General features: G+C 64.2%; 23 protein-coding genes and 2 pseudogenes. 11 read left to right on the top strand and 14 right to left on the bottom strand.

Annotated features, from left to right (window positions below; genetic code table 11):
• Window positions 1-6: 6 nt before the first annotated feature.
• From ACX12F_RS14450 to ACX12F_RS14440, 3 genes are all read left to right on the top strand, one after another.
• Entirely contained in the window at window positions 7-609 is a 603-nt protein-coding gene (locus ACX12F_RS14450; RefSeq protein WP_459370185.1) for a hypothetical protein, read from the top strand.
• A complete protein-coding gene (locus ACX12F_RS14445; RefSeq protein ID WP_459370184.1) occupies window positions 606-1130 on the top strand; it encodes a flavodoxin domain-containing protein in 525 nt (174 codons plus the stop codon). Before ACX12F_RS14450 ends, ACX12F_RS14445 begins: the two co-directional genes overlap by 4 nt.
• Window positions 1131-1697: 567 nt before the next feature.
• Window positions 1698-2231, top strand: a complete 534-nt coding sequence (locus ACX12F_RS14440; protein ID WP_459370183.1) for a class I SAM-dependent methyltransferase — start codon at window positions 1698-1700, stop codon at window positions 2229-2231.
• Here the strand turns inward: ACX12F_RS14440 and ACX12F_RS14435 are convergent.
• Both ACX12F_RS14435 and ACX12F_RS14430 read right to left on the bottom strand, forming a co-directional pair.
• On the bottom strand, window positions 2196-3167 hold the full coding sequence (locus ACX12F_RS14435) for an IS481 family transposase (protein WP_459368017.1): 972 nt from the start codon (window positions 3165-3167) through the stop codon (window positions 2196-2198). The genes ACX12F_RS14440 and ACX12F_RS14435 overlap by 36 nt on opposite strands.
• A 59-nt stretch (window positions 3168-3226) precedes the next feature.
• Window positions 3227-3847 (bottom strand): annotated as a pseudogene (locus ACX12F_RS14430) (MDR/zinc-dependent alcohol dehydrogenase-like family protein).
• A gap of 152 nt (window positions 3848-3999) precedes the next feature.
• On the opposite strand from ACX12F_RS14430, the gene ACX12F_RS14425 reads away from it, so the two are divergent.
• Window positions 4000-4971: an IS481 family transposase gene (locus ACX12F_RS14425; protein WP_459367633.1), complete on the top strand. Its 972-nt coding sequence runs from the start codon at window positions 4000-4002 to the stop codon at window positions 4969-4971.
• A 32-nt stretch (window positions 4972-5003) separates the two neighbouring features.
• On the opposite strand, the gene ACX12F_RS14420 is transcribed toward ACX12F_RS14425, so the two are convergent.
• From ACX12F_RS14420 to ACX12F_RS14400, 5 genes are all read right to left on the bottom strand, one after another.
• Entirely contained in the window at window positions 5004-5555 is a 552-nt protein-coding gene (locus ACX12F_RS14420) for a YaeQ family protein (RefSeq protein WP_459370182.1), read from the bottom strand.
• Between the two features lie 293 nt (window positions 5556-5848).
• Window positions 5849-6058, bottom strand: a complete 210-nt coding sequence (locus ACX12F_RS14415; RefSeq protein ID WP_459370181.1) for a hypothetical protein — start codon at window positions 6056-6058, stop codon at window positions 5849-5851.
• Window positions 6059-6317: 259 nt separating this feature from the next.
• Window positions 6318-8189 carry a GMC family oxidoreductase N-terminal domain-containing protein gene (locus tag ACX12F_RS14410; RefSeq protein WP_459370180.1) on the bottom strand — a complete coding sequence of 624 codons (1872 nt, stop codon included), beginning with the start codon at window positions 8187-8189 and terminating at the stop codon, window positions 6318-6320.
• Window positions 8186-8515, bottom strand: a complete 330-nt coding sequence (locus ACX12F_RS14405; protein WP_459370179.1) for a hypothetical protein — start codon at window positions 8513-8515, stop codon at window positions 8186-8188. The genes ACX12F_RS14410 and ACX12F_RS14405 overlap by 4 nt, the downstream gene beginning before the upstream one ends.
• Complete coding sequence (locus ACX12F_RS14400; RefSeq protein WP_459370178.1) at window positions 8512-9468, bottom strand: tocopherol cyclase family protein; 957 nt, start codon at window positions 9466-9468, stop codon at window positions 8512-8514. The genes ACX12F_RS14405 and ACX12F_RS14400 overlap by 4 nt, the downstream gene beginning before the upstream one ends.
• 25 nt (window positions 9469-9493) lie before the next feature.
• Here ACX12F_RS14400 and ACX12F_RS14395 point away from each other — a divergent pair, with 25 nt between their 5' ends.
• The gene (locus ACX12F_RS14395; protein WP_459370177.1) at window positions 9494-10222 is read left to right on the top strand and encodes a FadR/GntR family transcriptional regulator; all 729 of its coding nucleotides are present in this window, start codon (window positions 9494-9496) and stop codon (window positions 10220-10222) included.
• A 462-nt stretch (window positions 10223-10684) separates the two neighbouring features.
• Here the strand turns inward: ACX12F_RS14395 and ACX12F_RS14390 are convergent, their stop codons facing one another.
• Entirely contained in the window at window positions 10685-11095 is a 411-nt protein-coding gene (locus ACX12F_RS14390; RefSeq protein WP_459370176.1) for a hypothetical protein, read from the bottom strand.
• A gap of 3 nt (window positions 11096-11098) precedes the next feature.
• Between ACX12F_RS14390 and ACX12F_RS14385 the strand changes: the two genes are divergently transcribed.
• Window positions 11099-12324 (top strand): IS3 family transposase gene (locus ACX12F_RS14385; RefSeq protein ID WP_280109264.1). Its coding sequence is split into 2 segments (ribosomal slippage): window positions 11099-11359 and window positions 11362-12324, totalling 1224 coding nucleotides; the frame shifts between segments, so codons are not numbered across the junction.
• A 33-nt stretch (window positions 12325-12357) separates the two neighbouring features.
• Here the strand turns inward: ACX12F_RS14385 and ACX12F_RS14380 are convergent.
• The 3 genes and pseudogenes from ACX12F_RS14380 to ACX12F_RS14370 form a co-directional block, all read right to left on the bottom strand.
• Window positions 12358-12885 (bottom strand): annotated as a pseudogene (locus ACX12F_RS14380) (LLM class flavin-dependent oxidoreductase); the annotation flags it as partial.
• A 75-nt stretch (window positions 12886-12960) separates the two neighbouring features.
• Window positions 12961-13839: an LLM class F420-dependent oxidoreductase gene (locus ACX12F_RS14375; RefSeq protein ID WP_459370175.1), complete on the bottom strand. Its 879-nt coding sequence runs from the start codon at window positions 13837-13839 to the stop codon at window positions 12961-12963.
• A gap of 78 nt (window positions 13840-13917) precedes the next feature.
• Complete coding sequence (locus tag ACX12F_RS14370; protein ID WP_459370174.1) at window positions 13918-14736, bottom strand: amidohydrolase family protein; 819 nt, start codon at window positions 14734-14736, stop codon at window positions 13918-13920.
• A gap of 248 nt (window positions 14737-14984) precedes the next feature.
• Between ACX12F_RS14370 and ACX12F_RS14365 the strand changes: the two genes are divergently transcribed.
• From ACX12F_RS14365 to ACX12F_RS14355, 3 genes are read left to right on the top strand one after another with little or no spacing between them, the layout of a single operon-like run.
• Window positions 14985-16460, top strand: a complete 1476-nt coding sequence (locus tag ACX12F_RS14365) for an MFS transporter (RefSeq protein ID WP_459370173.1) — start codon at window positions 14985-14987, stop codon at window positions 16458-16460.
• Entirely contained in the window at window positions 16457-17101 is a 645-nt protein-coding gene (locus ACX12F_RS14360) for a cysteine hydrolase family protein (RefSeq protein ID WP_459370172.1), read from the top strand. The genes ACX12F_RS14365 and ACX12F_RS14360 overlap by 4 nt, the downstream gene beginning before the upstream one ends.
• Window positions 17102-17106: 5 nt before the next feature.
• Window positions 17107-17817, top strand: coding sequence for a cysteine hydrolase family protein (locus ACX12F_RS14355; RefSeq protein ID WP_459370171.1), 711 nt, complete (start codon window positions 17107-17109; stop codon window positions 17815-17817).
• A 27-nt stretch (window positions 17818-17844) separates the two neighbouring features.
• On the opposite strand, the gene ACX12F_RS14350 is transcribed toward ACX12F_RS14355, so the two are convergent.
• Entirely contained in the window at window positions 17845-18282 is a 438-nt protein-coding gene (locus tag ACX12F_RS14350; protein WP_459370170.1) for a MarR family winged helix-turn-helix transcriptional regulator, read from the bottom strand.
• A 92-nt stretch (window positions 18283-18374) separates the two neighbouring features.
• Window positions 18375-18806 carry a MarR family winged helix-turn-helix transcriptional regulator gene (locus ACX12F_RS14345; protein ID WP_459370169.1) on the bottom strand — a complete coding sequence of 144 codons (432 nt, stop codon included), beginning with the start codon at window positions 18804-18806 and terminating at the stop codon, window positions 18375-18377.
• A gap of 62 nt (window positions 18807-18868) precedes the next feature.
• Between ACX12F_RS14345 and ACX12F_RS14340 the strand changes: the two genes are divergently transcribed.
• Window positions 18869-19816 (top strand): amidohydrolase family protein, encoded by a 948-nt coding sequence (locus tag ACX12F_RS14340; protein WP_459370168.1) that lies wholly within the window; start codon window positions 18869-18871, stop codon window positions 19814-19816.
• Window positions 19817-19935: 119 nt separating this feature from the next.
• Here the strand turns inward: ACX12F_RS14340 and ACX12F_RS14335 are convergent, their stop codons facing one another.
• Window positions 19936-20496 carry a TetR/AcrR family transcriptional regulator gene (locus tag ACX12F_RS14335; RefSeq protein WP_459370167.1) on the bottom strand — a complete coding sequence of 187 codons (561 nt, stop codon included), beginning with the start codon at window positions 20494-20496 and terminating at the stop codon, window positions 19936-19938.
• A gap of 29 nt (window positions 20497-20525) precedes the next feature.
• Between ACX12F_RS14335 and ACX12F_RS14330 the strand changes: the two genes are divergently transcribed.
• On the top strand, window positions 20526-21089 hold the full coding sequence (locus tag ACX12F_RS14330) for an SDR family NAD(P)-dependent oxidoreductase (protein ID WP_459370166.1): 564 nt from the start codon (window positions 20526-20528) through the stop codon (window positions 21087-21089).
• Window positions 21090-21152 lie beyond the last annotated feature (63 nt).

Raw genomic sequence — 21152 nt, 5'->3', positions numbered from 1 at the left:
CGCAGCATGACACCGGCTGGTACCGATTTCATGCTCATCGAATCCGCGATGCCGGTGTTCGACGTCATGATCGCAGAGCACGTGGTGGTCGCTGCCGACCCTTCGAGCACTTTCCGTGCCGCTCGGGCGCTGGACCTGCTTACCGTACGCACGCCATTGTTGACGGCGTCGATGTGGATGCGCGGTCTGCCCGCCCGCTTGTCGGGTGCGACGACACCGCGGCCACCCCGGCTTGTGATCGGTGAGGGAGTCGGGCTGCCTGGCTGGTTGGAACTCGGAGAAGTGGAGGACCGCGAGATCGCCTTCGGCGCCGTGGGAAGGTTCTGGCGATCGGTCATCGAGTGGCGGGACGTGGCGCCGAAAGATTTCAGCGCGTTCGCCGAACCCGGTTGGGGAAAGATCGCCGCCAATTTCTCAGTAATGCAGTACGGGCAGCACAGTGCGCTGCTGAGCTACCAATGTCGAACCGTGACAACGGATCCCGAGTCGAGACGCGAATTCCTGCGCTACTGGTGGCTGATCCGGCCGTTCGTCGCCCACATCATGCGGGCGACGGTGAACAAGATCAAGGCCGACGCTGAGGCGGCGCAGAAGAACGGAGAACGATGATGCGTGTTCTCGTTGCGTTCGGTTCCAAGCGGGGCGGCACGTCCGGGTTGGCCGACATGATTGGTGACGCATTGACAACGGCGGGTTGTGAAGCGGTGGTAACCCCAGCCAAAGACGACAAGCACGTGGCCAATGTCGACGCGGTCATTGTCGCTGGCGCACTCTACGCCAACAGATGGCACCGCGACGCTCGTCGGTTCGTCCGGCGGAATAGTGCCGTGCTGCGCACGTTGCCGGTATGGCTGGTGAGCAGCGGGCCCCTGGACGATTCGGCCGAACGCCAAGACATTTCGCCCACTAGACAGGTAGCCAAGCTGGCCGCTCGAATTGGCGCCCGTGGCCATGTGACGTTCGGCGGTCGCCTCGCACGGGACGCGAAAGGGTTTCCCGCTAGCGCGATGGCCAAAACGCACGCCGGCGACTGGCGGAGCCGGGCACACGTCCAGCGCTGGGCCGAGACCGTCGTAAATCAGCTGGACTCGCCGACAGCGGGACGTCAACCTACGCACCAGGACCAATGACAAGCGTCCTATCCAGCCGCGGGCGGATGTCCAATTAGATCGCCAAACCGTCCGCAACTGGTCCACCGTCTCGACGTGCTCAAGCAGACGCCGCCGGGAACTGCGCTTCGCAGATCGGCGAAAAGTGTTGGGCCGCTCGGGCGCATCGCCGAAGGATAGGCCGAACGCTCGATCTGCCCGTCGTTTCGGCCGGGTGGGATGACGCCCGTCCCATTACGGGAGCGGAGCGCTGAGCTCCGTGTTCGCTACTGGTGTCCCGTCCAGGAGTGGGCGAGTTGGCTTGATACCTCTGGTGTTGCTCGATCGGAGATCCGGAGCATAGCCGGGGGGACTGGGATCGATGTTCGACTTCGTCGACCCTCACGGAATCCAGATAGAGTTCGCCCACTTCAACTGCGGCCGAGTCGTCGGTTGCTTTCATCGGGTGCCAAACAGATCGTTGGTGAGACATCAGGGGAGAGGCCACCGCAGGCCAGCCACCGCTACGGCAGCCGCGCAGCGGACTACACTCTGGCTCTGTTGTCCGGCCCGAACTCCAGGCGCCGACCCACACGTAGGAGGGCGACCATGGATGAATTGACCCTCGCCGCCTACGACGCCAACCCCACGGGCTTTGCCAACGCATGGCACACACAATCTGATCCTGCCGAAATGCACGAGCTTGTGCGTCGCTTCTTTCACTCAGGTGAACCGACCGCCGACATCGGGTGCGGCGCAGGACGAGATACGGCCTGGCTCAACGAGAATGGCTACCCTGCAGTTGGATACGATCCGTCAGCCGGCCTGCTCCTGGAGGCTCGTCGACGCCACCCAGGAGTGGATTTTGTTCGTGACGACTTGCCCGAGTTGGGGAGTGCCGGCGAGGGCACATTCTCGAATGTGCTGTGCGAGACCGTGATAATGCACTTGCCCGTTGCGGATATCGCGCCTTCGGTGCGCCGATTGCTGCGGTTGTTACGGCCGGGCGGCATGCTGTATCTGAGCTGGCGGGTGGCGGACACGTGCCGGCGCGACGACCGTGGACGGCTCTATTCTGCCGTCGATGTGGCCCGGGTCATCGATGCACTAGATGTTCTTCACAGGCAGGTTGTGAACGCGTAGGCGGTCGATGGGTGTCTTGCCTTTGATGCCGCTGTGGGGTCGATGGTGATTGTAGTGATGCAGCCAGTGGGGATAGGTCACGGCGCGTTCGTCCTCTGATAGGTAGGTGCGTGCGTACGCCCATTCGGTGGCCAGGGTCCGGTTGAATCGTTCGACCTTGCCGTTGGTTTGGGGACGGTACGGCCGGGTCTTCTTGTGGCTGATGCCATCGCCGAGCGCGGTAGCGAAAACCTTTGACCGATAGCATGATCCGTTATCGGTCAGCACCCGCTTAACAGTGATGCCGTAACCATTGAAGTAGGCGTTGGCCCGGACCCAGAAATCGGCGGCGGTCTGTTTGCGCTCATCGCCGAGGATCTCCGAGTACGCCAACCGCGAGTGGTCATCAACGGCATGGTGCAGGTAGGCGTAGCCGGCCCCGCTGCGGTTGCGCCGTCCGGCTTGGCGCCCGAGTTTGCGATGCCCACCGCCGTCGGGGATGCGACCGAGCTTTTTGATGTCGACGTGGACCAGGTCTCCGGGCGCGGGATGCTCGTAGCGGTGAGGTTTGGGTCGGCGCACGACCAACCCGGTGTTCTGGTCCAGATCACGCAGCAGCGGCATCCGGTAGCGGCGCAGGACCGCCTCCACAGTCGAGCGGGGCAGCCGTAGGTGCGCCGCGATGCGGTGCGGGCCCCAGCGACGGGTGAAGCGCACCTTGATGATCCGGCGCTCGCGACGCTGCGCCAGGCGCCGCGGGCTACGGTGCGGGCGGCTGGAGCGATCGGCCATCGCCTGCTTACCTCCAGCGCGGTAGCGATCGGCCCATTTCTTGGCCGTGGCCCTCGAACACTGGAATCGCTCGGCAGCACGAGCCAGCGGCCATCGGTCATCAACAACACACTGAGCCAGAGCCAAACGGCCACGCGGAGTCAGGAAGGCATTACGGTGAGACACGAGGACCTCTCGGTGATCGATGTGTGTGTGGTAACCACAGCGATACCGGAGGTCCTCACCTATTTCCGCTCACCACGCCGTTCACAACCTGTCCAAGAGTTACAACTAGATGGCGCTGCCATCAAATTCTCGGCGCAGTACGCCAGTATGTCGTCGGGTGCCTCGATACAAACGATTGTCGCCGAGCGCGCCACGTAGAGAGCCCTGGAAGGGAAACTCCGGCAGGTAACCCGCCAGGGCGTAGCCCTGGATGCGCGCCACGCGCTACTGCCAGCCTCCAGGGTGATGACCACCTTGACGTCGTCCGGTCCGGCGTCGAATGCGTCGGCGAACCCCTCCATCGGCACGCGTCGCGTGATGTGGCGACCGAGCCAGTCGAGGTCGGCACGGGCCAGCGCGTCGGCGGCCTGGTGATAATGGCGCAGGTTGGCGTTCACCGAACCGACCACCACGTCGTTCTCGAGCACGATCTCGCGATTGATAACACCGGCGTCCACGTCGACTTTGCGGCCTGCTGGGGACAGTCCGGTGAGACACACGATGCCGTAAGAACTCGTGTGCGCCAGAGTGTCGAACACTAATCACCCGACGCCGGTGGCTTCGATCACCACGTCGGGCTGCAGCTTCGAAGCCACGTCGTCCATGGGGTCCTGGTGATACGTGGCACCGAGTGACTCCACGAGACGAGGCTTTGGACCGTCGGCCACCTGATCGAGCACGTCTAGCGCTTAGATGTCGTGACCCAAGAGGTTGTTGACGGCGTGCCTGCTTGAAATGGGGAGGACCTCCTGACGGAGTGGATGTGTCTGGCATTCACCCGTAGGAGGTCCTCGTGTCTCACGCTAACGCCCGTACCAATCTGTTCGCTCGTCGCCTGATCGTTGAGCGTGTCGCCGCTGGTTGGCCACCGGCGCATGTGGCCGAGCAACTCGGTATTTCACGGTCGACGGTGTACAAGTGGCTGCGCCGATATGCCGAAGGCGGTGAGGCGGCGTTGGCCGACCGCTCATCACGCCCGAATCACATGCCCCGGCGCACCAGCGCCCAGGTCGAGAAGAAGGTGCTGGCCGCCCGGGCCCGCCGCAAGCGTGGTGCGGTGGTGCTCGCCGCCGAACTGAATCTGAATCCGTCGACGATCGGACGGATTCTCGCGCGCCATCAGGTGCCGCATCTGTCGGCGATCGATCCGATCACCGGCACGTCGGTGCGCACCTCGCGGCGCCAACCGAACCGCTATGAACACCGCACCCCTGGGGCCATGGTCCATGTCGATGTCAAAAAGCTCGGCCGAATCCCCCGTGGTGGGGGTTGGCGGTTGCACGGACGCGACGCCAAAGTGTCAATTGCCAACCGGCACAAGAAAACCAAGATCGGCTACGACTACATCCACACCGCTATCGATGACCGCACCCGGCTGGCCTACAGCGAAGTGCACACCGATGAAAAAGACCTGACCTGCGCAGCGTTTTTGCACCGAGCCTTGCTCTGGTTCGCCGGCCACGGCGTGCGCACGAGGCGACTGCTGACCGACAACGCCTTGGTCTACCGCCGCGGCACCAACTGGGGCTGGGTGTGCTCCGCGTGGCAGCTCAAACGCCGCTTCATTAAACCCGGCTGCCCCTGGACCAACGGCAAAGCCGAACGCTTCAACCGGACCCTGCTCACCGAATGGGCCTACGCCCGCCCATGGACCTCCAACAGCCAACGCACACACGGCCTTGACCGATTCCTCGACCACTACAACACTCAACGAGGCCACTCCGCCCTCAGCGGAAAACCACCCATCAGCCGGCTCGCCGCCTGACAACAACGTGTCAGGTCACGACACTTAGACGTTCACTCCAACGGCTCGGGCGTGAAGGTAACGTCGACTCCGCCTACGGTCATCGTCACCTGACCTTCGATCACCATCACCTGTGCAGAGACCCGTCGATCGACAGTCTGGGCCAATTGCTGCACCGATGCGTGCGGTACCTGCACCACCGACAGGTTCCGCAGCCCCGCCACTTTGGGGCCGACGGTGCGCCACCAGGTGGCCACGCCGGCGGCGAACGGGAAGAGCAGCACCTGGTCGGCCTGGCTGGCCGCCTTGCCCAAGACGCGTTCGTCGGGCTGGCCGACGTTGATCCATTCCAGGATCCGGCCGGTGTAGTCGGCGAGCCGCAAGTCCGGTACGCCAGGGGTGGACAGGCCTGGCCCGAACGCCAACTCACCGTCGACGTCGCCGAGTCGGTGTGCGCGAAGCCCAAAAGCCAACAACCGCACCACCATCCGCTCATCGTTCTCACTGGGATGACGGGCCACGGTCAGCGTGTGATCGGCGTAGTAACCGTGATCGACATCGGAGACGCCAAGTTCGACTTTGAATACTGTTGCGGAAAGGGCCACGTCATAGTGTCCACCCAGGTGGTGCCCCCAGAACAGTCGGGCCGCGTTTGAGTGGCCAGGCCGCTGAGCCAGCCGTCAGTTCGAGCCGCCACCGATAGGCCATGGGCTGAGTGCTGTCCGACGCGGTCTATGCGAGAGCGATTGGGGCGCAGCGCAATCTGCCGATATTTACCGGTAGCCCGCGGTACTCGATCCCGCCGGATTCCTCGCGAGGTGCGGCGGCGAATCGGGTGGAATGTGATGAAAGGGGAGAAGGGCGGACTGCGGACTGCAGGCCAGATCGCCATGACGGTTCACGCGACGCTGCTGACGATTGCGATAACCACCCCACCTAGGGTCAGCACCCCGACGATCACCGCAGCGGCGATCGCCCGGCCTCGTCGGTGCCGACGTACGTCGTAGATCGCCACCGCGAGGCCCGCGAGGATCAACGCTGCGTAGGCCGCCAGTCCTACCGTCAGCGCCGCCGTCGACGCGGCGCTGGCCAGGGTCACGTGATGCACGCCGTGAGCCTACGGCGCGGACGGAAGCATCGCGCCGAGTGTCGGCTCGGACAGGTCATCGCGCCAGGGCGAGCGTGTGTGATGAATGCTCCGGGTTGGGAGGTTCTCGATGCGGTGATGGCCTGCCACCGACGCAGTGCTGGTCATCTCTGATGGCCTTCGACTTGGCGAGGTTCTCGGTCACCGAGCAGTCGGCGTAATGGCAGCGATGTCGAGTATCTCGGGTCTGGGGGATGTCGGCCGCCGGTGGGTTGGTGGGCTACCCGCAGGAGGCGATAACCTCGTCCGCCACCCCGAGGGCTAGCGCCATGATCGATACCTGCGGATTCACCTCGGGACAGCTGGGCAGGATGGACGCGTCGGCGACCCAGACACCGTGGCAGCCACGCAGACGGCCGGTTTCATCGACAGGACAGCGTTGTTCGTCGCTGCCGGCTGCTGCAGTGCCTGTCGGATGGAATGCCGCTAGATGCAACGCTTTCGGGTCGACATGCCGTAACGCGTCCTGCAGCGCCTCCAGTGTGGTGACCGTCGGTGCACCCGGGATGCCGGTAAGTACCTCGGCAGCGCCGGCGGCGAACATCAGCCGGCCCATGGCCTCGATCGCCGTGACGAGTTTGGCGGCGTCCGATGGCGTGATGTCGTAGCGCAGTACCGTGTCACCGCCCTTGGTCCGTAACACTCGTCCCGCGCCGCTGTCAGCGACCATCGCGCCGAATGTTGCCACCTTGTGCGCGTTGTCGAGCCATCCGAGTAGTTCGCGACCGTAGCCCGGAAACACCATCGATCCCATGCCGGGGGGCGTGGCCGTAGCTTCGATGAGGACACCGTGCGTCTCGTGCAGTTCCTCGACGGCGGCACTCTGCAGTACGCCGCGCCAGGCAACGATGTCGTCGTCGAATCGGCCGGCCAAAGGTGCCGAAGGATGCAGCGCCAGGTTTCGCCCGAGATGTGGGTGCGCCCGGAAGTCGCTGCGCCACAACAGTCCCGGTGTCTCCGTCGCTCCTGCTGCGACTATCACGATGGGGGCTATCACGTCAAAGGCAGAGCCGTCAGCACGGCGTGCACGAACACCCCGCGCACGGCCGCGTTCATGCAGGACCCGTTCTACCCGCGCATCGGAGACGATGCGCGCACCCGCGGCACACGCCTGAGGCAGCGCGTTGAGATGCACACCGAATTTGGCATTGCGGGGACAACCTAATGCGCATTGACAGCAGGCGCCACAACCAGGCGCGTTACGCGTGATCGGCCCCGCATGCCAGCCCAGGGCTCGTGCGCCGTCGAGCAACAGCTGCCCGTTACGGCCCATGAGCGGCAACGGAACCGGATGCACCTGCAATGTGCGCTCGACCTCATCTAGGAAGGGGCCCAGGCGTTCCGGACTGGCAAGGCCCAACCCGTATCGATCGCGCCAGCGCTCCTGGACCGTCATCGGCGGACGATAGCAGGTGCCGGAGTTGACGACGGTGGTGCCGCCGACGGCCCTCCCGATCGGCAGCACGACCGGCGGTCGACCCAGCGCGACAGTGGCACCACCGCCGCGATAGAGCCCGGCGTAGCGATCCATTGGATGCATCGTGCGGAAATCTCCGACGGTCCACCGCCGACCTTCTTCAAGCACGATCGTGTCAAGACCGGCGCGCGCGAGGCTGCGCGCCGCCATTGCGCCTCCGGCGCCCGAGCCGACGATCACCGCGTCGGCCATCAAGACGGAATTGCAGCCGGCCGACGGGGCCACCGCCAGTGCGGCGTCAGGACGCGCCACTTCGTGGCGGCTGGCGGTGTCAAGCAGTTCGGAGGCGTACGTATCAGCACCATTGGCCAGCAGGACAACAGCTTTGAGGCCCTCGACTGCGGCACCGGTGTCTGGGCTCAGCGACGCGATACGGTGAAGCACTCGGGCCCGCGCGTCGGGGCCAAGCCGTTGCAGGGATCGGCCGGTGCTGAGGTAGCTTGCCGCAGTAAGGGAGAGCATGCCCCCGCGTATCGCCGCCCGTGTCGGCGCGGGCAACTGGGATACATAGCGGTCGACTCGCTGGACGACTAGAGCAGGTGGCGGACCGCCATGTTCCTCGGGCAGCAACGCGGCCCCGAAGCAGGCGGTCGCGCGATCGAGGAGCGTCGTCATGCGCGGCGACCGAAGCGGCGGCCGAGCTTGAGAAAGAAGGGGTAGGTCGCGAAGATGGTCGCCGCCAGCGCATGCATACGCCATCCGAGGTCCCCGGTGTTCCGGTTAAAAACGCCGCTGTTCCACATGAAGTCGCGCCCGCACTGCGCGCCAAACGGCCGCCACAGGATCCCGAGTCCGGGGACGTTGTGGTATAGACCGAAGGAACCACCGAAGAACATCCCGAGGACAGCGGCCTCGGCAGCGTCTCGGTCCTCCTGTGGCACCTTGCGCTCGATCAGCACACCCGAGACCACCAGCATGGGCGGATCGAACAGAAAGCTCACGACGCGGTCCTTTCATCGACGGCCGGTGCGTCAGTGCCGCGCAGGCCGACTTCCGCGTGCCCAGTGCCGAGTACCGCCCATGTGCGGTCCCCGATCTCCACATGGATGTCGGCCTGCTCCGTGTTGGTGCACACGCAGGTGGTGCCATCGGGATCCGTGTAGCTCAGACTCACGCACCGCGCGGGCGGCTGATCGACGCGGATGAGGACATCGCGTCCACCGATGCGGCCCTCAAGCTGCCAGTGATGCAAGCTGAGGATGGTGCGCACGCGTAGCGCCGGCAGCGGGCCCGTCGGCCAATCTCGACCGTCGACGCGTAGTCGGAGGAATGCCAAAGGCTTCAGGCGACGTAAGCCCGGCCGACCGGACACCGCGGTGACGACCTCAAGCACGTCACCATTACCCAGATCGGCGTGGATCCAGCCCCAGCGACGGGCGTTGCCATGGCCATAGATGTGGGACACCGCACCACGCCAGCCGTCGACGCTGTGCGTCGTTTCGCCCACAGTGATCGAGCCACTGAATTGCGCGGACGGCGCGATAACGACCTGAGCACCGGGTAACACTTCGTGCTCCCACGCGAACCCGGGGAACGTCCATAGCGGCGCGGAAGCATCCTGCCAATGCAGGTCCCAGGCAAACGAACCAGACTGTCCGGCAATGACTTCGGGTCCCATGCTGGCGCTGCCGACGCTGCACCACGGTCCGCCGATGAGAACAGGGTCGACGGGTTCCGGACCGAACCGCTGAGTACACGGCGGTCCGTCCGATGGAAACCACGTGACCCAACCGTGAGCGTAAGGCCCCGATCCGTTGAGCGGGCTGACTGTCTCGTGGTGCACCCACACAGCTGCGTGCGTGACCGGGTCCGACAGGGTGGCGTACCAAACTTCCATTCGGCCGGGTCGTCCGTTCCATCGAGGGGCTTCGGCCGCGTGGCGTTGGTCCGTCATGCCGCCTACTATATTGGTTGAGCCAATGAACCAGTCAAGCCCTCTTTCGCAGCCGAATCGACAGCGCGTCGACGAGCAGATCGCCACGTCAATCACTGAGGCGGTCCTCGACGGCGCTTTTCCACCGGGTAGTGCGCTTCCGCCTGAACGGGAACTTGCCGAGCAACTCGGGGTCAACCGAACCTCACTTCGGCAAGCACTCGCCAGACTTCAGCACATGGGGTTGATCGAAGCCCGGCAGGGGAGCGGCAACGTGGTGCGTGATCCGGGCACACTCACTCACCCCGCGATGGTTGAGGCGTTGGTCCGACGATTGGGCCCTGACTTCCTACTTGAACTGCTCGAGATTCGCGAAGTGCTCGGTGCATACATCGGTCGGGTGGCCGCCGAGCGTGGGACGCCCGAGGACTTCAGCGCATTACGCTCGGCGCTCGCCGCCGTCGAGGCCGCGGACTCCGCTAGTGCGCGCCAGGCCGCTGATCTTGCCTATTTTGCAGTGCTGATCCATGCCACCGGCAACCGTGCACTGGCGTTGATGTACCGCTGGGTCGAGACCGCCTTCGGTGGGCGTGAACACGAACTCACCGCCGCCTACGAGCACGCCGCCGCGGTTGTTCGTGATCTCGTGACCATCACCGACGCAATCGAAGCGCGTGATTCGGACAAGGCCGCTGCTGCCGTAGAGGCCTACACTCGGGCCAGCGGGACACGTATGCTCGTTGCATCGCAATCAGTTTGGGTAGGCGGTCGCTGATTGTCTCCGATGGCGTCAACCGGTATCCGTTGTCTTAGCAGCGGCATCTTAGTGTCAGTCAAAAATCTCTCGACTCCGACGGAATCGTCTGGTGTGGTGACGTGACGTCGATCAAGTGGCCGATGCCGCCGCTGAACGCTGACGAGCGCGCGACTTGGCCACCAGACTAGGCGGGCCGGGTGTGGTCACCAGTGGGCGGCAAGAGAACTGACGATGATTCATCAGATGCAATACGCAGTGGTTGACTGGGATCCCGCCATATTCGATTCCGTCGTATTCCTCGCGATGCGCAGTAGTGAATCGGGTGGAGCGTGACAGGGGAGAGGTGCCGACTGCGGGCTAGATCGCGACCGGCGGCCGGACGAGATCCGTTCAGGAACGCCGATAACGCGGGGCCACAGACGCCGAACACCTGGGGACACGCGGACGAATCTACAACGATCTGGAGGTCCCGCTGCGGTGTCAATTCCAGGTCGCGGCGTGGCGAAGAAGGTCTGAAGCCTGGATGGCTTCGGCGAGCGGTTCGAGAATGGCGGGGTCGTGAGGGGGATCGAGGTATATGACTGCAAGATCAAGTCCTTCGGGTTCCAGTGCCGCTGCCTGCTCGACGATTTGCCCGTAGTTGCGGTCCGATTCGAGGCGAAGGTGAGCGCATAAGGTGAACTCCCGCGCGTTGCGTGCAATGTCGGCGCAATGCGCGGCCAGCACGTCGCGTTTACGGGCAAACTCTGTCACGTTCGTGCCGTCGCCGAAGTCCCACCGTTGCGCGTGGCGGGCAACCAGGCGCAGGGTTCGTTTTTCGCCTTTTGGGGTTGACCCCGTTTGGTAGACATCCTGATCGCTCGGCTGCGGCTGGGCAGGGAAGGATGGCACCTGATGGGTGCGAAGAGGAAGTCGTATACCCCGGCCTACCGGCGGGAGGCGGCGCATCTGGTGATCGATACCGGGCGCACGATCGCTGAGGTGGCGCGGGAGATCGGCGTGGGTGAACAGCTGCTGGGCCGGTGGGTGGCGATCGAGCGGGCGCAGATGGCTGATCCGCCGACGGCGATCGATGCTGATGAGCGGGCCGAGCTGGCGCGGTTGCGCCGTGAGGTGGCCGAGTTGCGGATGGATCGGGAGTTCCTGAAAAAAGCCGCGGCCTTCTTCGCTGCGGAGAACTCGAACCCGCCGAGGCGTTCGAATTGATCCACGCGCAGAAGGCCGTCGCGCAGATGCCCACCATCGCCCGGATGTGCACGCTGCTGGGTGTATCGCGGTCGGGCTACTACAAGTGGGTCACCGGGCTGCTGGCCCGCGCAGCCGGCACGCTGAGCGGGCGGGCGGCGCGCAACGCGGACCTGGTGGTCAAGATCCGGGCGGCTCATGACGCCTCCGATCAGGTGAACGGCGCTCCGCGGATCACCGCCGATCTGCGGGCCGCCGGTGAAGTCGTTTCCCTCAAGACTATTGCCAAACTGATGCGCCAGAACGGGATTCGCGGTATCAGTCCGCGACCGTGGACACCGCCGACGACCATCGGCGGTGGCGGGCCATGCGTCATACCGGATCTGGTGGCACGCCAATTCGATCGCGGCGAGCTGAACAAGGTGTGGACCTCTGACATCACCTACCTGGCCACCGGGCAGGGCTGGTTGTATCTGTGCGCGGTCCGTGACGGCTGCTCGCGCCGAGTCCTGGGGTACGCCTTCGCCGCCAGTCTGCACACCGACATAGTCGAGCAGGCCTTGCGGCGGGCTGTGTTGTTCCGTGACCCGCCACCGGCCGCCGCGCCGGCCGATCGGGTGATCTTTCACGCCGACCGCGGCTGCCAGTACACCTCGGCGCAGTTGACCGGCGTGGCTAAAGAGGTCGGGGTCCGGTTATCGGTCGGTCGGACCGGTGTCTGCTATGACAACGCGCAACAGGAATCGTTCTGGTCGACACTGAAAACCGAGTTTTATCAACGGCATTCGTTCACCACGCATCGCGAGGCGATCCTGGCGGTCAGCAACTGGATCGAGAACACGTACAACCGGTCACGCCGACACAGCAGTCTGGGCATGATCAGTCCGATAACCTTCGAACGACAGCTCGTCACAACGGCCAACCAGGCCGCTTAACCGATGTCTACCAAACGGGGTGAACCCCACTTTGCCGGCGATCGTGATGGGCGGGTGCGGGCGCTGTGGGCCTTTGGGTTCGTTGCGCGCTGTGTCGAGCTGGTAGTAGTGACCGTCGAAGGTCGTGGTGTCCCTGCTGAGCAGACTGGTCAGCACCTCGCAGGCTTCTTCGAACCGGTCGAAGCGCTCCTTGAGGCTGCCCAGCTCGATGCCGTAGGCATGTGACTCTTCCTCGTTCCATCCCGCTCCGATGCCCAGCTCTAGCCGTCCGCTCGAGATGATGTCGAGGGCCGCGGCCATATTGGCGAGCACTGCGGGGTGGCGATGGTGGATGCCGGTGACCATCGTGCCCAACCGCAGTCGCTTGGTGGCCTGAGCCAGCGCCGTCATCGTGGTCCAGCCCTCCAGGCACGGGCCGGTGGAGGGCCCGCCGGTGACGGGATAGAAGTGGTCGAAGGTGAAGCCGGACTCGAAGACGTCGATGTCGTCGGCCGCCGCCCAGACTGATAGCAGCTCGGGCCAGGTGGTGTTCTGTGGTGAAGTCTTGAAGGCAAAGCGCATCGCAGGATTTCCTTCCTTGCGGCTTGGGTTGCCGCGTCGTCGTGCGAACGATTCAGGGGATACCGGGCTATGTCGTCAGCTCAAAGACGACAGCTGGGGGATGATCTGATCGCCGAGGCGGGCGACATATCCCACGGGATCCGCAACGCCGGGGAACACCCCAATGTTGACCATCTCGACGCCGAGCGCGGCGTAGCGCTCGATGGTGCGCATGAACGCCGCTGTGGCGGTGAAGGGTTCGGTGTGATGGCCGAGACCCACGGTCTTGCGGATCTCAGCGGCGTCGCGTCCGGCGGTGTCGCAGTGCCGCTCGAGGACCTCTATCTTGTGCTTCAAGATTTCGGCGTCCTCGGTGACGCTGTTCCAGACGTCGGCGTATTCGGCGACCAGGCGCAGCGTCTTCTTTTCGCCGTCCCCGCCGATGATGATCGGTGGGTGCCGGATGGGTTGGGGTTGGCAAATCGTCTCGGCCAGCTGATAGTGCTTGCCGGCGTAGGGTCCGTCGTCCTCACTCCACATCTGTGCGCATATTTGGAGGGTTTCTTCGAGCATTTCGAAGCGCTGCGTCAAGGATGGGTAGGGGATGCCCAGACCCCGATGTTCGCGCTCATACCATGCGGCGCCGATACCGAGCATGGATCGCCCTTGGGACAGCACATCGAGGGTGGCGACTGTCTTGGCCAGTATGCCTGGGTGACGGTAGGTGACCCCGGTGACCAGCAAGCTCAGATCGATCGTTTCTGTCTGTCCGGCAAGGAAACCCAACGAGGTGTATCCCTCCAGGAATGGATCTCCTGCGGGCGCATCCACGGCCTCCATCTGAAAGAAGTGGTCAGCCAACGTGATTAGCGATGCGCCGGCTTGTTCGGCGGTCCTGGCCACCGCTGCCAGCGTCGGGCCCAGTTTCTCGGGGGCGCCGGGCAGGAAGTCGACGAAATGTATTGCTGTTTTCATTCTGTTTGGGTGTCTTTCTTCGTATCTGGCGGTTGTCGGCTTGGCAACCGCTCTTCCCTGGCCCGAACTGGTCCCCACTCATGGGGGCGCGGGCTCCCGGGGCGCATCTGGGGGTGCCCAGTTCAATAGCCTTCGGGCGGTGCGACCGAGGATCCACTCCTTGTCGTCCTCGGACAACGATGGGCAATGGCGAATGCAGAACAGGCTCTCGCCCCAATTCGCCCGCTCGCGGGTGGCTGTGTAATCGCTGGCCCACATCACACGGTGCGGACCGAAGGCGTCCACCGCGCGACGCAGCGTGACATCCAGGTCGGAGAACGGGTAGGCCGCCTGGGACAGAAGCGATGCGGCGTGCGCCCATTTCAAGGCGACGTTGTCAAAGCGGGCCAGGGTCAGCCCATCGTCGATGGTGGCTTCCCCAGGTGGCTTGTCGGTCGCCGCTCCACAGTGATCGATGACGAACTGGACGTCGGGGAAGCACTGGGCATATTGGGTCAGGTGCGGTAGCAGGTCAGGGCAGCCGACGAAAACCGGAACGCCGTGGGGTTGGGCAACCATTAGCAGCCGCTGGTAACCACCGTCGATGAACGCCGCTTTTTGGGACGCAGTGATGACGAGGGTACGCAACGCTTTGAAACCGGGTGCTGCGCTGAGGGTTTCGACCCAGCAGTCAATGCCAGGGTCCAGGGGATCTACGCGCATCAAAAAGGCGAACCGCTCGGGATGACGCAAGGCCGCGGCTTCGGCACGCGGCCCGATGCTGCGGAATGTGCCATTGGGCAGCCGATAACCAGGATGTAGCGCTCCATCGTGATCGACGCCCACGTATTCGTCGAACAGCAGTCCGGTGATCCCCAAGGCGTCCATGATCGCGAGCGTGACCTCGGTGCCCAGCACGTTGGCGTGTGGGCATCGACGACGTCCATTACTCGTACCCCTTCGTCAACTCGATGCCACCGGAAGCGTGGGGTGGCTCGACCGCTATTGACAACCTAGATTGCGCAATCTAGGTTGTCAATTATGAGGGTGGCGAACGATGCCCGGCATGGTGGTGTACTCCTGTGGCAGACCCGGATTCGGCTGTCAGGCCATATGTTTGGATGCAGATGACCGGTGTAGGCGCCGTGCAACCGGGTGGTATGGCGATGAATGAATCGACGGCGCAGGCGACACGGCGTCGGTGGTCGGTCTCGGGACGGGTTCGGCGGCGCCTGCGCCTCGACGGCGGGTTCAATCCCAAGCTGATCGCGCCGCTGGTTACCAGCGCGGTACTGAATCCGATCAACTCCAGCGTCGTGGCGGTCGCGTTGGTGCCTATCGGGGTCGCATTCGGTGAGCCGCCGTCGAAGACGGCGTGGCTGATCTCGGGGCTGTACCTGGCGACCGCGGTCGGCCAACCGGTCGTCGGCCGCTTGATCGACACCTATGGACCCCGCCGGTTGTTTTTGCCTGCGACCGCCCTGGTTGGACTCGCGGGTGTCGTCGGTACCGTGGCCCCCAACTTGGCAGTCCTGGTGGTTGCCCGAGCCCTTCTGGGTTTCGGCACCTGCGCAGGCTATCCGGCGGCGATGCGACTGATCCACGATGAGGCCGACCGCACCGGAAAGGACAGTCCCGCGGCCGTCTTGACCATCCTGGCCGTTGCCACCCAGACCATTGCCGTGATCGGACCCGCGCTGGGTGGGCTGCTGATTGGGCTGGGTGGATGGCGAACCACCTTGGCGATCAACATCCCCCTGGCCGCCGTGGCCTTCATCCTCGGGTGGCGCCGCTTCCCCAAGGACGAACTGCGACCCTCCGCGGCGGGCGGTAGGGGAAATGTCGGCCTCGACGTCGTCGGGATGGTGCTCTTCGCGGGCGCACTGGTGGCGTTGCTGTTGCTGATGATGAACCCGCGGGACGGCTCCTGGTACCTCACGGCCGCCGTCGCGACCACCACGGCTGGATTCGTGGTGCGGGAGCTTCGTTGTCCCGAACCATTCATCGACCTGCGCGTGCTGGGCGAAAACGGGCCGCTGCTGGCCACATACGCCCGCGCGTTACTGGCTTACATCGTGTCCTACAGCTTTCTCTACGGCGTCACGCAATGGCTGCAGGTCGGACGCGGACTCACCGCGACTCAAGCCGGCATGGTGACGCTGCCGATTTTCGCGACCGGCATCGTGGTCTCGGCCATCACCGGGCGCCGCGAGACGATACGCGGCAAGCTCATCGTGGCGGCATTGGCACAGCTCGTCGCGTGCGTGCTGCTGCTGACGCTGAATCCGCAGAGCCCGGTGTGGATGCTCGTCGTCGTCATGATGATTTTTGGCCTCCCACAAGGGCTCAATAGCATTGCCCTTCAGAACGCGGTCTACCGGCAAGCGGCACCCGACGACATCGGCGCCTCCGCGGGCCTGCTGCGGACCTTCGGCTACATCGGGGCTATCGCCGCCTCGGCTGCCCAGGCGGGCTTCTACGGCGACCGCGCCGACACCGACGGAATGCACCGCCTGGCAGTACTTCTCGTCGGCGCCAGCGCCGCATTTCTTCTGATCAACGTCATCGACCGCTCACTCGCCCGTGGCCCTCGACCGATCGAAAACAGCGATTCGGCCGGATCAGAATGGGTGACCCGGTGACCAGCCCGATTGACTTCGACCACGCCCGATCGGCGTTGGTGGTCATGGATTACCAGGTTGGTCATGTCGGCCGCCTGCCGGCCGCGGGCTTGGCGCTCCAGCGAGTCCAGTGCGCAGTCGCTGACGTTCGCACGATGGGCGGGCACGTTGCATGGGTTCGAATGGGGTTGGACGACAAGCAATTCGAGGCGGTCCCACCGACCAGCGTCATGGCGAGCATGGTGACGCCCGAGCGCCGTAACGAGCTGCACGCCAATTCTCCGGCCACTCGGATTCACGGAGACCTCAGTCCACGATCGTCCGACATCACCGTCCGCAAGATTCGCGTAGGAGCCTTCAGCACCACCGACCTCCACCAGCAGCTCAAAGCCCGGGGGGTCACGACGCTCGTCTTGGCTGGCATCAGCACGAGTGGGGTCGTACTGAGCACGATGCGCGAGGCGATGGACCTCGACTACCGGGTCATCGTTCTCGGTGACGGCTGCGCCGACCACGACGCGACCGTGCACGCCTTCCTCACCAGGGTCGTCTTCCCCCGACACGTCGCCGTCATCGACGTCGCACACCTGCGCGATCTGATGCCATCCCCAGACCCCGGAAGTGGTTCCGCCGCCCGAGATTGGTCGGCCCCCGCATCATGACTGCAGTGACGGGGGTCGTTCGCCGCGGCATCAGCTGCGCGACATTGGCCGTAATGATCGCAGCGTGCGGGCACTCGCGTACTCCGTCGACACCACCGGCCCCGGCACCCGCCAGACCCTCCGCTTCACCCGACATCGCACTTGCCGTCGATCCCAAGCGCACCGCGCTGCTGGTGATGGACATGCAGCGGGCCATCATCGACATGGCCGGCGCTTCTGCCGAGAAGCCCCTGAAGCACACGGCCGAGGCGGAACGCTCCAGCCGCCGCGCCGGTGTCCGCGTCATCTTCGTGACGACCGCCTTCGCCCCCGGCCATCTCGACATCTCGCCCAACAACAAGGCCTTCGCTCGCATCCGGCAAAGCAACGAGATGCTGCTGGGCAGCCCCGAAACCCGGCTGGATCCCCAAATCGCGCCTCTCGATGCCGAACCTGTGATCATCAAGCGCGAGGTCGGCGCCTTCAGCGGAGCCCCGCTGCAACAGGAACTGCACGCCAGCGGCGTCGATACGCTGGTGCTGACCGGCATTGCGACCAGCGGCGTCGTATTGGCGACGGCAGAGGCAGCCGCAGACCTGGACTACCGAGTGATCGTGTTGTCCGATTGCGTCGCCGATCCCGACCCGGAGGTGAATCGCATCCTGCTGAACAAGGTCCTACCCATCGAGGCCGACGTCGTGGACTCCACCCAGTACAAGAAGGCCTTGAACGCGTAGGACCACACCGCGCGGACGTCGACCCGTCTAGAAACTTGCACCCAGCCGTTCGATGAGTGGCGCAGCCCGTTGCAATGTCCGCAACTCCGCAACGCTGAACTCCTGGGCGAGTACTTCCGCGAAGCGTTGGGCACGTGCATCGCGGTCGCCGTGCACCCTCGCGCCACCGGCCGGCGTCAACGACATCACCTGCCGCCTGCCGTCGTTCGGATCGGACGCCCGCTGCACCAGGCCCTGTGACTCCAGCGACGCCAGCGTCACCCGCATTGCCTGCGGGCTGATCTGCTCGACGCGCGACAGCTCCGCCGCCGAGGCCGGGCCACCACGGTCCAATCTCGCCAGCGCTACCCGCTCAGGCAACGTCAACTCGCCGGCCGCCTGCAGATGCTTGGCCCGGCGCGAGATCAGTGAGACCGCTTGATAGATCACCGCGGCAAGCGCGTCGACGCTCGGCTCACCATTCATGATTGACAACCTAGATTGCCTGATTTCGAGCGTCAATCCTGCCGACGAGATGCGAAGAAATCACCTCCGGTCCCGCCGGATTCGTAGCGGGTCTATTGCGGCGGATCACTTCCCAGCAGGGTTTCGAGAGCTGCCAGCAGGTTGGTGGCATCGGCGCCGGGAAGGGCGTCCAGACGGCGCTGCAACGAGGGTCGAATCTCACGACCGATCCGTTCGACCGCCGCGGCTCCGTTGGGCGTTAGCGTCAGGATGATCTTGCGGGAATCGACAGGGTCGGTGACGCGCGTGACCAGTCCAGCCTTCGCGAGGCCAGTGATCGTCCTGCTGGTTGCGCTCGGATGCGAGTGGAGGTCTCGCGACAAGTCCCCTGGCGAGAGCTTTCCTGAAGCAATTGCTCGAAGCGCGATGAAATCTCCGAGATCGAGCGTCGCGACTTCCTGCACCCGACGAGCGTCGTCCGCGATCGACCGAATTAGGCGATGCAGGAGATCGACCAGTTGCAAGGCTTGCGCGTCCGGATCCACGGTGCAAATATAGCAGTCGTAAATAATTAACAGTTGTTATACGAATGAGGGGGCAGCTTCACATGCTCACGATTGATGTCCACGCCCATCTCATACCGGGTACGCCAAGTCAGGAGGCCCTGGCCCGCATCGTCGCGCGTGAAGGGTTCAACAAGGTGACGCCTCCAATGGAGTGGTCCCCTGAGATCGCCATGGACTTCATGGATCGACACGACATCCAGATGCAACTCTTGTCCTCACTGGGCGAGATGACCGCGCCCGCCGCTACCGCGATGAATGACATTGGGGCACAGGTGGTCGCAATGTATCCGGGGCGTTTTGGGCTGCTCGCCTCACTTCCGATGGCCGAACCCGATGCTGCTCTACGTGAGGTCCATCGCGCGTACGACGAACTCGGCGCCGACGGAATCGTTCTGGTCACGAACTATGAAGGCGCATATTTCGGCGATCCCCGCTTTGAGCCAGTGTTTGCGGAGCTGGATCGACGCCACGCCTCGGTGTTTGTGCACCCGGTTGCGCCTTCCGGATTTTCTGAACTGTCCCTCGGTCGCCCGGGGCCATTGATCGAGTTCCCCATGGACACCGCCCGGACCGTGGTCGACGCGGTCTTCGCGGGACTTTTCCTGCGTCATCCCGGAATCCGGATGATCCTTGCTCATGCGGGGGGTGTGCTGCCCTCACTCGCGGACCGCATCGTGAACCTGGGCGTGCAGCCGTGGGTAGCGAATCCACTCGGACTCACGTCGGGCCAGCTTCGCGACCAGCTGTCGTCGCTTTACTTCGATACGGCCCTCGCCACCACCGCGGCCACGATGGTGCCGGTCGTCGAACTCGCCGGCGTTGACCACATCGTTTTCGGCACTGACTTCCCGCCAGGCGGCGACGATGTCGCCGGGGCGTACCTTGCCACACTGCTAAGCGGACAGCCGCTGTCCGCGCAGGATATCGAGACACTCAACGAAACAGTCGCGGGACTGTTTCCCCGCGCAGCTGCGCGCATCATCGCCTAGCGCCGAGCAATCCTCAGTCACAGGTCCGGTACGACCGGGCCTTCGAAAGCGCAACTGATGCAAGCGAACTCAGAATTGATGTCCAGAAACGCTCGACATGGCGGCATCTCGTGAGATGGTCAATTTGACGCGCTGGCGACCGCGCCGAGGTAGCTGTCCCAGGCCAACAGGGCGCCGTCGACGATAGCGGTCATCTCCGCGGGAGAAGCGCCGTCCCGGGCCTGCAACGACAGGCTCTGGAGGACAGAAACGTAGAAGGTGGCCATGGACTCGCAGTCGGCACCGACGGGTAGTTCGCCCTCGCCGACCGCTCGGCGCAGCCGCTGCGCGACGAGATCCCGGCCCGCTCTGCGCCGCTCGGCGAGGAAGTCTCGGATGGCGCGGTCCGAGCAGTTACTGGCCCCGAGGACCAGCAAACAGCCCGGTGGGCGCTCGGTGCTCAAATAGTCCTCGGCGTTGCCACGCAGCATCATCTCGATCGCGGCGCGAGCGGTTGGTGCGTCGGACAAAGCCCGGGCCGTCCGGTTACCGGCAGTGGCGCCGTAGAGGTCGACGGCGGCACGAAACAATTTCTCCTTGTTGCCGAACGCGGCATACAGACTCGGCGAGCCGATTGCCATCGCTTGCGTCAGTTCGGCCAGCGAGGCCCCGTCGTAGCCGCGCTCCCAGAATACCTGCATCGCACGCTGCAACGCACGGTCGCGGTCGAATGCCCGCCGTCTTCCCCGCGGTGACATCGCACCCCTTTCTCTATCGAACGACACAGAAGTCGTTGAAATCGTCTACCGTACCGTGCAAATATGTATCAACTACTACAGAATTACAGGACACGATGGATGCACTCGATGGTCAGGCCGCACTCGTTACCGGCGCGAGCAGGGGGATTGGCGCTGAAATAGCTCTTGGCCTGGCCCGTGATGGCGCCGACGTCGCGATCACATGCACCTCGTCGGAACAAGCGGCGGCGAACTTGGTTGACCAGATCACGGCACTCGGTCGGCGTGCGATAGCCGTTCGCGCTGACAGCGCCGACCCGGCTGCGGTGACCTCCGCGGTCCAGACCGCTGTCGATGCACTCGGCCGACTCGATGTTCTGGTCAACAATGCGGGTGTCGTGGTCCTGGGCCCGCTCGATGCGATCACCGTCGCTGACATAGACCAAACCCTGGCTGTAAACGTGCGTGCCGTCCTTCTCGCCGTGCAGGTCGCGGTGCCGCACATGAGCGAGGGTGGACGGATCTCGGTAGGTGAGAGTCACACAAATGCTGCGTGATTCATCAGATGAAAACGCAGTACTCTATTGGTAACCCTGCATATTCGATCCCTGCATATTCCT

This window comes from Mycolicibacterium sp. HS_4_1 (assembly GCF_054515875.1).
This window is presented reverse-complemented; position numbering and strand designations above follow the sequence as displayed.

What these genes read in the sequence shown, in the direction of transcription:
- ACX12F_RS14445 (WP_459370184.1), top strand. Translation starts at nt 606, where the DNA reads ATGATGCGTGTTCTCGTTGCGTTCGGTTCCAAGCGGGGCGGCACGTCC.
- ACX12F_RS14450 (WP_459370185.1), top strand. Translation starts at nt 7, where the DNA reads ATGACACCGGCTGGTACCGATTTCATGCTCATCGAATCCGCGATGCCG.
- ACX12F_RS14395 (WP_459370177.1), top strand. Translation starts at nt 9,494, where the DNA reads ATGAACCAGTCAAGCCCTCTTTCGCAGCCGAATCGACAGCGCGTCGAC.
- ACX12F_RS14375 (WP_459370175.1), bottom strand. Translation starts at nt 13,839, where the DNA reads ATGAAAACAGCAATACATTTCGTCGACTTCCTGCCCGGCGCCCCCGAG.
- ACX12F_RS14410 (WP_459370180.1), bottom strand. Translation starts at nt 8,189, where the DNA reads ATGACGACGCTCCTCGATCGCGCGACCGCCTGCTTCGGGGCCGCGTTG.
- ACX12F_RS14330 (WP_459370166.1), top strand. Translation starts at nt 20,526, where the DNA reads ATGCCCGCCGTCTTCCCCGCGGTGACATCGCACCCCTTTCTCTATCGA.
- ACX12F_RS14365 (WP_459370173.1), top strand. Translation starts at nt 14,985, where the DNA reads ATGAATGAATCGACGGCGCAGGCGACACGGCGTCGGTGGTCGGTCTCG.
- ACX12F_RS14400 (WP_459370178.1), bottom strand. Translation starts at nt 9,468, where the DNA reads ATGACGGACCAACGCCACGCGGCCGAAGCCCCTCGATGGAACGGACGA.
- ACX12F_RS14340 (WP_459370168.1), top strand. Translation starts at nt 18,869, where the DNA reads ATGCTCACGATTGATGTCCACGCCCATCTCATACCGGGTACGCCAAGT.
- ACX12F_RS14440 (WP_459370183.1), top strand. Translation starts at nt 1,698, where the DNA reads ATGGATGAATTGACCCTCGCCGCCTACGACGCCAACCCCACGGGCTTT.
- ACX12F_RS14350 (WP_459370170.1), bottom strand. Translation starts at nt 18,282, where the DNA reads ATGAATGGTGAGCCGAGCGTCGACGCGCTTGCCGCGGTGATCTATCAA.
- ACX12F_RS14335 (WP_459370167.1), bottom strand. Translation starts at nt 20,496, where the DNA reads ATGCAGGTATTCTGGGAGCGCGGCTACGACGGGGCCTCGCTGGCCGAA.